The 13,772-nt window shown below is 71.0% G+C and carries 5 protein-coding genes; 1 reads left to right on the top strand and 4 read right to left on the bottom strand.

The annotated features are described in order from the left end of the window. Positions 1–289: 289 nt before the first annotated feature. The 4 genes from ACZ6QQ_RS17265 to ACZ6QQ_RS17280 all read right to left on the bottom strand — a co-directional run bounded on the left by ACZ6QQ_RS17265 (position 290) and on the right by ACZ6QQ_RS17280 (position 13,213). A complete protein-coding gene (locus ACZ6QQ_RS17265; protein ID WP_465877319.1) occupies positions 290–2,713 on the bottom strand; it encodes a DUF8189 domain-containing protein in 2,424 nt (807 codons plus the stop codon). A gap of 10 nt (positions 2,714–2,723) precedes the next feature. Then, on the bottom strand, positions 2,724–11,834 hold the full coding sequence (locus tag ACZ6QQ_RS17270) for a LamG-like jellyroll fold domain-containing protein (RefSeq protein WP_465877321.1): 9,111 nt from the start codon (positions 11,832–11,834) through the stop codon (positions 2,724–2,726). 273 nt (positions 11,835–12,107) lie between these two features. After that, positions 12,108–12,317, bottom strand: coding sequence for a DUF397 domain-containing protein (locus tag ACZ6QQ_RS17275; protein WP_465877322.1), 210 nt, complete (start codon positions 12,315–12,317; stop codon positions 12,108–12,110). Next, positions 12,314–13,213 carry a helix-turn-helix domain-containing protein gene (locus tag ACZ6QQ_RS17280; protein ID WP_465877323.1) on the bottom strand — a complete coding sequence of 300 codons (900 nt, stop codon included), beginning with the start codon at positions 13,211–13,213 and terminating at the stop codon, positions 12,314–12,316. Before ACZ6QQ_RS17280 ends, ACZ6QQ_RS17275 begins: the two co-directional genes overlap by 4 nt. A gap of 180 nt (positions 13,214–13,393) precedes the next feature. Between ACZ6QQ_RS17280 and ACZ6QQ_RS17285 the strand changes: the two genes are divergently transcribed. Beyond that, positions 13,394–13,705 carry a hypothetical protein gene (locus ACZ6QQ_RS17285; RefSeq protein WP_465877324.1) on the top strand — a complete coding sequence of 104 codons (312 nt, stop codon included), beginning with the start codon at positions 13,394–13,396 and terminating at the stop codon, positions 13,703–13,705. Positions 13,706–13,772: the final 67 nt, after the last annotated feature.

Consider the following 13,772-nt stretch of genomic DNA (forward strand, 5'->3'; position numbering starts at 1 on the left):
CCTCCCCCCCCCCCCCCCCCCGTCCCCCCCCCCCCCCCCCCCCCCCCCCCCCCCCCCCCCCCCCCCCCCCCCCCCCCCCCCCCCCCCCCCCCCCCCTCGCCGCATTCCCCCCACCCCCACCCCACCCTCAAGATCCCCACTCTTGTAGAGAAAGAGTGCGAATTTCCCCTCTGATAACGACACATTCTCTACATGAGGCGCCCTCGGGGGAGGGTGTGTGAGGGGGCGCTGTGGCTTCCCGCCCGCCCCCGATGGCTCTACGGGCGGGAATGCACGGCGGGTGGGTTGGTTAGTTCTGTGGGGGTGGGGTGGGCAGGGTTACCGCGCGGAAGGTCCGGGCCGGTACGTCGATCGCCTGCCGCGGGTCCGGGTCGGCCGCACGCTGGCGGTCGGCACCGGTCGAACGGGTGGCGGACGAAGCGGTGGGAGACGACGCGGCGGCGGGGAGGTCGCTGGCGACGTACACGCGGCTGGCGTTGTTGACGGTGCGGAACACGATGATCCAGGTCTGACCGTTGACGTTGGTCAGCGGAGCGACGGTCGGATCGGTGGCGGCCGGGTCGGGGAAGTCGAACACCGGCGCCCACTCACCGAACACGCCGGTCCCCTGCGCGGTCTCGAAACTGCGGTAGATCGTGTTGTCGGTGCCCCGGACCACCACGGCGGTGCGGCCGAGCACCGGGTCGAGGATCGCGGCGGGTGCACCGGCGGCCGCCAGGGTGCCGACCCGGGTCCAGGTGTCCGGCCAGGTGCCACCGGTGGCGTCCTGGAGCAGGGTGGCGATAGTGCCGTCGGCGGAGCGTACGAAGACCCGGAGTCGGTAACCGGGGTAGAGGACCACCGAGGGGGTCCCGGTCGCACCGGAGCCGCCGAGGCTGGTCCACGCCGAGACGGCACCGTCGGTGGCGTACCTGATCGTCTTGACCGTCCCGGTGGTGTCGACGCCGAAGACCTGTACGCCGCCGTTGACGGCCGCCAGCACCGGCGTACCGACGAGGTTCTGGTCACCGAGGTTGCGCCAGTACGGCACCGTCCCGGTCTGCGCGTACGCCCAGAGCCTGCCGTCGGGATCGACGGCGAAGAGCACCGTCGTGCCGGTGGTCAGTCGGGTCATCGCCGGTGTCGACGCCGGCGAGCCGCCCACGTCGGAGAAGGACTTCCAGGTGGCGGCGTTGGCGGCGGTCTGGCTGCTCACCCAGATGTTGCTGCCGGTGTGCTGCGCGGCGAGCTGCACCCGGCCGTCGCTGAGCTGGGTCAGGGCGGGGCGACCGGTGAGCGCCTCGTTGCCGGAGAGCACCGTCCACTGCACCGAACCGAAGTTGTCCGGGTCGGTCTGGTGCCCGGAGACGACCCGGCCGATGTTGTCGACGTAGGCGTACTCGACCATGCTGGCGGTGGCGCCGGCCGGCGGTGTGCCCTGCAGGACGGTGGTCGGGGCGTACTGGGCCACCGGGACCGGGGGGATCGGGTCGGCGAACCAGCCCTGGAGGTCGACGATGAGGTTGGCGGGCTTGTTGCTGGAGTTCCGGATCCGGATCTTGCCGTCGGTGCCGGGTTTCACGAACGACAGCGCCGAGCGGGTGATGCCGGCGGCCCGGTTGGCGAACGAGTTCGGTGCCTCGACGTCGCCGACGCCCCACATCTTGAGGAAGCCACCCTCACCGGTGCTGTTCGACTCGACGTCCACCGCCACCGCGGCGACTCCGCGCAGCGGCAGCCCGTTGGTGCCCGCCACCTGCACGTCGACGGTGGCGTTCGCGCCGACCTGGGCGGTGTTGCGGCTGTCGTACAGCCGGGTGTTGACCGGCCGGAACCCGGCGCCGGCGGTCGGGCTGGCCCCGAAGTACGCCTTCAGGTCGATGAACACGTCGACCGCACTGGTCCCCTTGTTGCTCAGGGTGACCCGCCCGTCGGCGGCGAGTTTGAAGGTGGCGCCGCTGTTGGTGGCCGCGCCGTCCTCGTAGTTGAGCAGGCCGACGCCGGTGGTGGTGCCGGCCGGGGCGGCGGCGAGCCAGCCGGCGGCGGTGGCGCCGCCGACGGTGATGGTGCCGTAGACGGCCGCCGCGCCGGCCGGTACGACCGCGCCGGTGACGGTGAAGGTACGGCTCGATCCGGCCGCCATCGCCCCGGTGGTGGTGCCGGTGCCGTTGCGGGTGTCGAAGATCCGGGTCTGCGGGATCGGCACCAACCCACCGCCGCTGGTGCCGGGAGTGCTGGTGAAGTAACCCTGGACCTCGATCAGGATGCCGGTGTTGCCGGCGCTGTTGTAGACGGCGACCCTGCCGTTGGCCCCCACCTTCGTGATGGCGGTGTTGGAGATGTTCTGCCCGGCGGTGACGTTGATGTTCGAGGTGCCGGGGCGGGTGGTGCCGTCCGGGTACACGGTCAGGTAGCTGGTCGCGGTCGGGCTGTGCGTTGCGACCCGGACCAGCACCGCGCTGACCCCGGTGGCCGGGATCGAGTTGACCCCCAGCACCGGGAACGCGGTGGTGCTGGCCGGGCCGCGTACGCCGGTCACCCCGCCGATGCCGGTACGGGTGTCGAGGACCGCTCGGGGCGTGGGGAACGCCACGAAGTCCCCGCCCACCCCGGCGGCGTCGGCCATCGCCGGAGCGGGTCGTGGTGTCAGCACCACGGCCACCGCCGCCAGCAGCACCGCCAGTACGGCCAGCAGTCGTACCGGTCGTACCCGATGGAGCTCTGCTCTGGACAAGTGAACCTCCCTATTGGTTTCCGTGCTTGATGGCACCGCGCAGGATCTGGAAGACCTTGAACACCACGAACCTCCCCCTGCTGCCGCTGCTCGGCGCGTCCGAGGTGTAGCGGATGATCTCCGGTTGGTTGTGCCGCAGGTCGCCACGGTTGCCGCCCCGGCTGAACGGTTTCTGCGGGTTCGGCACACCGACGATCTCGTGCGTGTCCTCGGCCCGGACCCGGCCCAGCTGCGAGTCGATGTCGTCCAGGTTCGTCACCCGGTCCAGGGCGCCCCGCTTCGGGCACTCGTCGTTGTGCACCAGCAGGTCCCGACCGCCGGCCACCACGTAGTACGTGTGCAGCCCGTCGACGGTGAGGTTGTGGACCCGCTCCCGCTCGGTCCATTTCCGGCTGGCCAGGACGGTCGCGGAAACCCCGTCGGCGGTCTCGATCCGCTGCCCCGGCAGGAGGTCGCCGGCCTTGACCCAGCGCCGCTCGCCGGCCACCCAGAACGGGTGGCCCTCGGTGGCGGTGACCGACGCGCTGGTGCCGGCGTCGTCCACGGTGACCTCGACCAGGTTCTTCTCACCGTCACCGATGATCAGGTCGGTGACCGTACGGGCGCCGCTGACCCCGGTCGTCGGATCGGTCGCGAGCACCTGCTCGCCCACCCCGACCTCGGCGATCGGCCTGGCGCTGCCGTCGGCCATCCGGACCCGGGTGTCGGCGGTGAAGCTGTTGACCGGGCAGGAGGCGAGCTGCTTCACCGCGCCGTCGGACCTGCTGGCGCCCTTCGCACCCTTGGCCGCCTTCACCAGGTCGACGGCCTCGTCGGCGTGCTTGGCCGCGAGTGACCCGGCCCGTGCCGCCCGGACCGCGCCGCCGCCGACCCCGCCGGCGAGGGTGCCGGCGACCGTCGCGACCGTCCAGGCGCACGCCTCCAGGTCCCCCTTGGTGACGCAGTTGACGAGGTCGGTGACGCCGACCGCGTCGGCCGCGATCTTCAACCCGGCCTTGACGTACGGGGCTGCCGCCTGGGCCAGGTCGACCACCGCGTCGACGGCTCGGGAGACGTCCTCGATCACGTTGCCGGCCACCTTCACCGCCGCCTGGTAGATCACCTCCACCGACTTGGCCACGTCGGCGACCACGTCCCGGGTGACGGCGAGCACCGTGGCCGGCAGGTGCGCGGCGGCCGACACGAGGGTCTTCAGGCCGGAGGCGAGCGGTTTGAGCGCGGCCCGGATCGCCGGCAGCGGGTTGTGCTTCGCCGCGTACGCGACGGCCGCCCTGGCCACCCTGGTGATCTGCCGGGCCCGTTCGGCCGCCGCCCGGCGTACCTCCTCGGCGCGTTGTTGCGCCCAGCGGGCCGCCGCCGCCCCGGCCGAGGCGACCTTGCTCGCCACCCAGCGGACACCGGCGGAGACCTTCTTGGCGACGTAGCGCACCGCCGCCTTCGCCTTCCTGTAGACCCACTTCGCCGCCGAGGAGATCGCCGACGCCGCCGTCCTGATCGCCGACCAGGCGTAGCTGGCCGCGGTCCGCATCGCCGACCAGGCGTAACTCGTCGCCGTGCTGATCGCGCGACCGACCGCCTTGGCCCCGGACTTGATCGCACCACCGACCTTCTTCGCCGCCTTCTTGCACCAGCCGCAGGAGGGCCAGTGGCCGTCCGGGTCGGTGAAGCCGAGCGGGTCACCGGCGGCGTAGACGTACCGGTTGGCGAGGATCGAGTCGCCCTCGACGTAGTCGACGCTGTCGCGGGAGGTGAAGGCGCCGGTGTCGGGGGCGTACCAGCGGGCGCCCATGGTGACCTGGCTGGTCACCGGGTCGGTCCAGTCGCCCTGGAAGCCCAGGTTGCCGGTGTCGCCGGTACGGGCGGTCACCACCCCGAACGGGTCGTACGCGGTCGAGTCGCCCGTCCCGGCCAGTGCGGTGTCCGCCGGGTCGAACCCGATCGTCACGTCACCGTGCTGGTCGCTGAGGGCCACCTGCTTCTCGCTGCCGACCGCGACGGCGAGCAGTTCATCGGCGGCACCCCGGGCGTACCGTTCGGTGCCGTCGGCCACGATCGAGTCGTCGAGTCCGGCGTACGTGAAGCCGGTCCCGTTGCGGGACGCCACCCGGTCCAGCCCGTCGTACGCGTAGGTCTGCCCGGCGGCCGAGATGAGCCGGTCGAAGGCGTCGAAGTCGAACGTCTCGGTCAGCCCGGAACTGGTCTTCGACGCCAGGGTGCCGCGCGGGGTGTAGGCGTAGCTGTAGTCGCCGTCGTTCAACAGTCGGTTCCGGGCGTCGAAGGTGCTGGTCTTCGCCCCGGCCCGGATCCGGTTGCCGGAGGCGTCCCAGTCGTACCCGACGGTGCCGGTCGCGCTGGTCCACTCCCGCAGCCGGCCCGCCTGGTCGTACCGGTAGGTGTTGTCCCCGGCGCCGGCCGTACCGGTGGTGGTCTTGCCGGTCGGCTGGTCGTTGAGGTCGTAGCGGTAGCTGGTCGCGCCGACGGTCCGGGCGGTCGCGTTGCGCAGCGTGTCGGAGGCGACCCGGCCCAGGTCGTCGAAGGTGTACGTACGGACCCGACCGGAGCCGTAGTCGATCGTCCTCAGCGCACCGGCGGCGTCGTAGCCGAGGGTCTGGGTGGTGCCGGTGAGCCCGTCGCGGACGGTGTCGAGGCGGGCGTTGCGGTAGCCGAAGACCGCCGAACCGGCGGCGTCGGTACGGCTGGACAGGTTGCCGTCGCGGTCGTAGCCGAAGCTGGCGTTGCCGGACGGGCCGGCGGCGTTCAGCAGCGCACCCCGGTCGTTGTAGCCGAAGGTGTCGGTGCCGCCGGGGGCGTTGACCGAGGTGAGCCGGCCGAGCGGGTCGTAGCCGAGTTGCCGGGTCGCGGTGCCGGAGTTCGTGCCGTCGCCGGTTTCCCGTTCCAGCCGACCGGCCGCGTCGTACGACTGGAGCCGGACCACCCCGCCGGGCGAGACCATCCGGATCGGGTTGCCGGTGCCGTCGTACGCGACGGTCCAGGTGCGGTCGGCGGGTGCGGGATGGGCCGGGGTGGACGGTTCGATCACCGACTCGGGCAGGCCGAGCGAGTTGACGGTGAAGATCGTGCTGTGGCCGCGCCCGTCGGTGTACCGGGTGCGGTTCCCGGCGGCGTCGTAACCGAAGCCGGTGCTGATCGAGGTGGTCGGGTCGACCGGCTCGACCTGCTGCACGAGCTGGTTCGCGGCGTCGTAGGCGTAGGTGGTGGTGACGCCCAACGGGTCGACGGAGGCGGTCAGGTTGCCGGCCGGGTCGTAGCGGTACCGCTCGGTCCGCAGCACGGTCCCGTCCGGCAACAGGTCGGACTCGCTGCTCACCTGCCCCAGTGGGTCGAAGATCCGCTGCGACGTACGGCCGAGGCTGTCGCTGGTGCGCACCTGCCGGCCGGCGTGGTCGTAGCCGTACAGGACGGCGGTGCCGGTCGGGTCGGTGCTGCGGGTCAGCTCACCGACCGCGTCGTACCCGAACAGGCTGCGAGCGCCGGTCGGACTGGTCACCTCGGTCAGGTTGCCCGCGTCGTCGTAGCCGTACCGGGTGGTCAGCCGGTCCAGGGTCGGTCGGCGTTCCACCTGGGTCGCGGTGAGCTGGCGGTCCAGGTCGTCGTAGGTGGACTCGGTCCGGGCACCGGTCGGGTCGGTCACCGACAGCACCTCACCGGTACGGGTGTACTCGTACCGCCACACCGCGCGCTCGTCGTTGGTACGGACCGGCTCGTCCCGTACGGTCATCCGGCCGAGTTGGTCGTAGCCGTACCGGGTGACGCTGCCGCGCGGGTCGACCTCCTCGACCACGTTGCCGAGCGGGTCGTAGCGGGAGGTGACGGTCGGGGTGATCTCGGCGAGGGTGCCGGGCCCGAAGTACCGGGGCGCGGTCAGGGCGACCTGCCGGCCGACCCGGTCGTACGTCGCCCGGCTGACCCGGCCCAGCTCGTCGGAGGTGGCGACCCGCTCGTCGAAGGTGTTGTAGCCGAACTGCTGGGTCGGGGTGACCGTGGCCGCCGCCTGCCCGCCGCTCTCCGCCGCCACCGCCGGACCCCGTACGGCGATCTGCCGGCCGAGTTCGTCGTAGCCGTACCTGCTCGTGTACGCGGCCGGGTCGGCCCCGGCGACGTTACCGCGCGGGTCGGTCTCGGCGACCAGCAGCCCGCGCTGGTCGTACGCGTAGGTGGTGGTCCGGGTGGTGGTGCCGTCGCTGGCGGTCTCCCGGACGGCGTTGCCGCTGTCGTCGTAGACGTAGTCGACGACCTCGGGGGCGGTCGGCATGATCCACGGCACGTTCGACGGCTTGCCGGAGGTGCTGGCCCGCAGGACGTTGCCGTTCTGGTCGTAGCTGTAGCTGGTGGTCCGGTCCAGCCCGCCGGGGTCGGAGACGCTGGTCAGGACCTTGCCGACCCGGTCGACGGTCTGCGTGGTGACCACCCGACCGTTGCCGGCGACCTGCCGGACCAGGTTGCCGGCGCCGTCGTAGGTGTTCTCCTCGACCACGTGGTCACGGGTGCCGCCGTCCGGGTCGCGGAAGTTCTTCAGCACCACCCGGTGCAGCGAGTCGTCGCCGTAGTAGTGGTACTCCAGCCGCCGGCCCATGGCGTCGGTGTCGCTGGCGGTCCGCCCGGCGAGGTCGTACGAGTACGAGTGCAGCACCAGGTAGTCGCCGGTGGGCGGGGCGCCGGCCGGGTCACCGGTCCACGCCCGCAGCCGTACCTCGGCGATGTCGTTGCGGGCGGTGTACGCGTAGTCGTACCGGTTCCCGGCCGGGTCCACCATCGACGTACGGTTGCCGAACCGGTCGTAGGTGTACGCGGTTTCGTTACCCTCGGCGTCGGTGACCCGCTCGGGCCGGTTGTGCTCGTCGTACTCCCAGGTGGTGGAGCGGGCGGTGTCGGTGCCGAGCAGGTCCTGCACGTCGACCCGGGTCACGTTGCCGTCGACGTCGTAGGTCTGCAACGACCGCTGCTGGTGCCGGGTCCCGGTGACCGGGTCGGTGGTGGCCGGTTCGGTCGTGCCCACCGGCCGGGAGAACGGGTCGTAGGTGTAGGTCGTGGTCACCCCGGCCGGGAAGCTGTCCGAGATCTCGGTGTCGGTGATCTTCCGGCCGAGCGGGTCGTACGTGCTGTTGACGACCAGGCCGGAGGGTTGGGTGGTCCGGGCCAGGTCGCCGTGCGCGGTGTAGCCGTACCTGGTGACCTTGCCTCGGGCGTCGGTCGAGGTGAGCACGAGCCCGGCCGGCACGGTGCCGCCGCCGGCCGCCGGTTCCGCCCCGTTGCTGTACGTGTGGCCGACCGAGCTGCCGTCCGGGTTCGTCTGCGTGGCGAGCTGCCCCGACGGGTGGTACGTGAACGTGGTCCGGTACGTGTTGTCGGTGGCGCTCGCCGACCGCCCGTCCCGGCTCTCGATCGGCAGGTCGTTACGCGGGTCGAACGGGTTCGTCACCGTCGCCGGGTACCTGTCGTAGCTGGTGAAGCACTGGGTGCTGGTCCGGCAGGTCTTGCGCGAGGTGACGTTGCCCCGGCTGTCGAAGGTCATCGTCACCGAGTCGCCGTTCTCGTTCGTGACGACGTTCTGGAACCCGTTGTCGTCGTACGAGAAGGTGCGAATCGCCATCCCGTCCAGCGGATGCGACACGAATACCGGGCCACCGGAGCCGCCGGGGATGATGGTGCAGAACGCCGGGTCGGCCGGGTCCGGCCGGGAGCAGACCTCCTGCGGCGGTGACGGCGTCGGGGTCGGCGGGGTGGGCCGGTCCTCCGGTCGGGTCTCCAACCCGAGCGGGGTGCCGGTACGCAGCAGCCGGCCGGCGAGCGCGTCGTACTCGTACAGGTGGGGGCGGTTGGCCGGGTCGAGCACCTGCACGCTGCGGCGCAGGTCGTCGTCACCGCCGTAGACCGCCGGGGCGCCGATCTTCCAGAGTCCGCCGTGGTTGTCGGTGTACTCGGCGACCCGGTCCAGGTTGACGTCGTAGGCGACGGTGGCGGCGGTTCTGCCGCTGGGCAGGGTGACCGTGGTGAGCTGGTCGGCCTGGCCGAGGCCGTACCGGTGGTGGGCGCTGACGGCGGCCGGGCCGAGCGGGCGGGAGTAGAGGGCCACCTCGTCGATCACCCCGGCGAAGTGCCGCTGAGGTGTGCTCCCCCAGCCGGGCCAGGACGCCGGGGTGCTGGCGTACCCGGCACCGATCTGGTTGAACGTCAGGGTCGAGTGGTCGAGCACCTTCCCGGTCAGCTCGCCGGCCTTCACCCCGTCGAGGTAGAGGGTCTGCGTGTCGGACATGGTGGAGAGCACCACGTGGTGCCACCGGCCGTCGTTGACCGGGCCCGCCGAGGCGATCGGGTTGACCCCGGCGGTCCGGAACTGGCCGCGCAGCCGGCCGTCGGTGCCGACATAGAGCAGCGGTACGCCGAGCGTCGACGCGCCGCCCAGCGCCTTGTCCTGGTAACCGAGCAGCGGTCCGCCGGTGCCGGTGGTGGTCGACCTGAACCACAGCTCGACCGCCCCGTCCCGGCTCTTCTTCAGCGTGCCCTTGGGCAGCTCGACCGAGGACGAGGTGCCGTTGAACGTGGCGGCGGTGCCGGCCCCACCGGCCAACGCCCCGGCGGTCCCGAGCGTGACGTTCCGGTACGTGCCGGCGTCCCGGCCGAGGTTCAGCGCCACCTCACTGCCGGCGCCGGTCCCCTCGTCCTCCCCGAGCCGCCAGTACGACTCCGGCCGCGAGTCCAGCACGGCGCTGCGGTAGTGCGAACCGGCCGCGTACGCGTAGCCGGTGCAGACGTCGCCGGGCGCGCAGACCCGGGTCAGCAGGTCACCGGTGTAGGTGTAGTTCCAGGTCAGCGCCGTGCCGTCGACCGGGTCGGTACGCACGCTCGCCACGTGCGCGCCGGACCAGGTGAAGTGCAGCGCCCGACCGGCGGTGTTGGTGGTGCTGGTCGCCGCCTGTGCCCTGGCCAGCCGGCCGTCGCCGCTGTTGTAGGTGAGCACCACCGAACGCAGGCTGGTGTCGGTGATCCGGCTGAGCCGGCCACTGGTGGCGAACTGGTAGGTGCTGCCGGCCTTGTCGGCCAGTTTCCAACCGGTGCTGTCGGCGGTCAGGGTCGCGGTGCGGCCGGTCGGTGCGGCGTACGTGCCGTCGGGGTTGCGGCCGAACCGGACCGCCTGCCCGTCCGGGTAGGTGATCACCACGTTGCCGGTGCCGTCGTCGTCGGGGACCAGGCGCATGTCGTACCTGGTCGTCCAGCCGGCGCCGAAGGCGGTGTCGCGGCGCGGGTCGAGGCTGTTGTAGGTGCGGACCAGGTTCAGTTCCGGTCCGACGGTGGTCACCGTGGCGTCCATCGCGGCGGTGCTGAAGTTGCCGACCTGGGCGTCGAACTCCCGGTCCTGGGTGCCGTACGGCGCACCGGCGATCCGGGAGACGATCTCCGGCTGCGGCACGTCCGCCAGCACCGTCGAGTACGGCGAGACGACCTCGGTGGTGGCGTCCTTGACGTACACCCGCCACTGGTAGCTCTCGCTCCACCGCAGTTTGCCCGCCGGCACCGTCCACGCCGTACTGGTCAGGTAGCCGGAGTTGAAACACTCGACCGGGTTGCCTGCGGTGTCACGGCGGCAGACCTCGTACTTGAAACGCAGGGCGAGTCCGGGCGGCGCGTCGATGTCGAGCGCCTGGGCCCAGAGCTGCGGGGTGAGTGTCGGCGCCTGATAGCCGTTGGGCGGGTACAGCGCCTGCACCACCGGCGGGATGTCGATCACCTTCAGCACGATCCGGCCCGGCGGCACCTGGTGGTCGGTGAAGACCACTCCCCCGGTACGCACCATCGTGAAGTCGAGGAAGTAGCTCCCCGGCGGCATCGCCCTGATCGTGGCGTCCAACGTCACCTTCCCACCCCGCGCCACCGTGGCGGTCAGGTCGGCGGCCCGCTGCTGCCCGACCGCCGCCCCGGTGACCGAGTTGTACGCCCGGTAGGCCAGGTAGTACGAACCGGGTGCCCACGCGTCGGCGCTCAGGTTCGTGACGGTGACCTTGACCTTGCCGTTCTGGTTCTGCAGCACCGGCGGCTCCGGCACCGGCTTCGGGATGGCGTACTTCGCGTTGTACGGGCTGTGCGTGACGTACAGCCTCGGCGGGTTCGCGGTGTTGGAGCCGGCGAACCGCTTCCACGCCGACGAGTCCGAGGTGGAGGCGCGCAGCGACAGCCCGTTGTTGGCCTGGGTCCCCTTCACCCAGCGCTGCACCAGGTCCCGACCGGCGACCCCGAGATCGATCAGCTCGGCGGCGGCCGGGCAGGCCGACGACGACTGCCCGGTGGCGATGAACCCGTGGGCGAACGACCGACTGGCCAGCGCCCCGCCCACCGCCGGCCCCGGGTACGAGTAACCGGAGCCGGCCGTCCAGGCGGAGGTGACCGGGTGCACGCTGACCGAACGCGGCCGACAGGACCCCGAGTCGTAGTTGACCACCTGGAGCTGCACACCGTAGATCGTGTGATGCTGCAACCGGCCGCTGAGCCCGTTGAACTTCAGGTACGAGGCGGCGTTGCCGCCGGACATCGCCCCGACCCGAAGTTCCGAACCACCGGAGGCCGAGCCGCCGCCCTGGACGTACATGCTGCTGTCGGAGCTGCCGGGGTCGACCGGCAGGTCCACGCCCTGCGCCGCGAACGCGCTGTCGATCGGCGCCCAGCTTCCGTCGGCGAGCCGCCTGTTGATCGGGGCGCCGGAGAACTCGCTGCTGGTGGTCCCGTCGGCGTTCGCGTACGTCCGCTCGAACTCGCCGCGTTCGGCCGGCAGTTCGCGGCTGGTGGCCCGGTCGAAGCCGCGCGCGGTCGACGCGGGCGGCTCGACCACCGAGGCCGTGTTGGTGCCGGCCTGCGGGGTCTGGTCGAGTTCGCGCAGCGGATAGCGGGAGCGTTGGGACGGCGGCAGGTTCCGGTTGACCCGCTCGCCGGTCAGGTGGCTCTCCCCACCGGCCGACCGCCAGCGCTGCTGCGGGGCGGACTCGGGCCGGGCGGTGCCGGTGCGTCCGGGTCCCGGCTGCGGTGCCGGCAACGCGGCGACCGCGTCCCCGGTGCCGGCCAGCAGGGCCGAGACGAGCACGAACGCGACCAGCGGCGCGATTGTCCTCAATAGACCTTTGACGTGCCTGTTTCCGTTGCGGCGCAAGGCGAACATCGACGTCCCCGTGGGCGAAGGAGTGGTTCGACGGCGGGTAGACCGTCGCACGGTCGTCGATGGATCACGCTCGTCCCGGAAAGAACTTGAGGATTTCTTGCAGATTCACGACAGCGGACGATGGTTGACATCTCGGGCCGCGCCCTGCCCACAGCCTCAGCCGACAGCCACGGTCCGCACAGACGGAACTGGCGCCTCCCGAGCGGGAAGCGCCAGTTGCCGCGTCGATCAGGGGCGCAGGTCCGACCCGGCTCGCAGTGCGGTCACGAAGCCGGACCAGGCCGACCCACCGAAGGCAAGCACCGGCCCACCGCGATCCTTGGTGTCCCGTACGTCCACGGCACCGTCGATGAACCGCACCTCGACACAAGCCGCGTTGTTCGCACTCCGGGACGACTTGAACCAGCCCGAGTTCGGGTTGTCGTTGAGGGGAGTCACGTCATCTCCTTGGCAATCCGCCGGATCAGCGCCAGCGAGTCCACCGAGCTTAACGCGCGCTCCCGCGCCTCCTCGAAAGTCACCGAGTAGTCCGCCACCCTGGTCGACTGATCGATGATGTCGCTGGAGGTCAGGATTTCCTGCCAGACCAAATCGGGCAGGCGAGGCGACGGGAACGAGAGGATCTGGAACGGGCCGCCGAGTGCGGGATGCGCTCCTGCCGTGAACGGCATGACCCGTACCTCGATCTGCTCCGGTCGCGCGGTCACGAGTTGCACCAGGTGTTCAAGCTGGTCGCGCATCACCGCCGGTCCGCCGATCTGCTGGCGCAGTGCGCCTTCGGAGATGACGGTGGTCAGCCGCAGCGGGTGCTCGGCATCCAGCCGCTGCTGCCGGGCCATCCGGACGCCGACCCGGCGCTCCATCTCTGTCAGCCTGACGTAGGTGTTGCCGCCTCGGATCACGGCTCGCGCGTAGTCCTGGGTCTGCAACAGCCCATCAACCAGCTCGTTGCAGTAGCTGCGGATCTGCTGGGCGCCTGCCTCGTAACCGAGGAACCGCAGGAACTCGGCGGGGAAGAGTTGGGCGTACTGGTGCCACCAGGCTCGTCGACTGGCCGCGACCCGTAGCTCCTCCAACTCAGCCGCGTCCTCGGGGTCGATCTCATAGATCCGCACGAGCTGAACCAGGCGATCGGCCGGGAGCTTAACTCGCCCGGCCTCCACTCCGGACACGTACGCCTGGGCGATGCCGGTCGCCCGACCAGCAGCCACTGCGGTCATGCCCAGCTCCTCGCGGCGCTCGCGCAACCGAATGCCCAGCTCCCATGCCTGCACAGTGGGCGACGTGAGGACGCTCGTGGCGAAGGCACCGGGCCTTGACGGCTTCGCTGACATCACAACTACTCCTAGACGAGTCCGGCGGACACGTCGAGACTATATGCGAGGAAGACTCCAAGACATAGGGGGTTGATATAAACAAAAACTTGCTCGAAGCTGTCTTGGGACAGCTCAACCAAGGTCGACGAAGGGGGCACGATGGCGTTCTCGGGTGGGTGGACCTACCAGGAGCCAGACGTGCGGCATGCGTTCTCGCTGTGCCGCGTGGTCGAGGCCGGGACGGCCGACGAGCGGTACGACCTGCTCGGCGTGATCGAGGTCAAGCCCGACCGTCGCGAGCCGGGGAAGCTGGGCGAGCAGTTGCGTTCCTGGGCGCTGGCCACCCTCGCGGCGGGCGGGTACGGATTCGGCCGCTACTACGCCGCGTTGGGCACCCTGGACGAGAACGGCGAACCGTACCTGGCCACAGCGCACGAGGACATCGACTGGTCCGGCACCGCGGTCCTGGTCCCCGCGTCGGGTGACCAGACCCTCGGCGACAGGAACTGAGCCGATGACGTGCCAGGAAGGCGTACGGGCCTCGTCACCACCGGCCGAGGCTCATGGATGCATCCTT

This window comes from Micromonospora sp. NPDC049529 (assembly GCF_055586685.1).

Bases quoted from the DNA above. Each gene is read 5' to 3' on its own strand.
- ACZ6QQ_RS17280 (WP_465877323.1), bottom strand. From the start codon at position 13,213: ATGTCAGCGAAGCCGTCAAGGCCCGGTGCCTTCGCCACGAGCGTCCTC.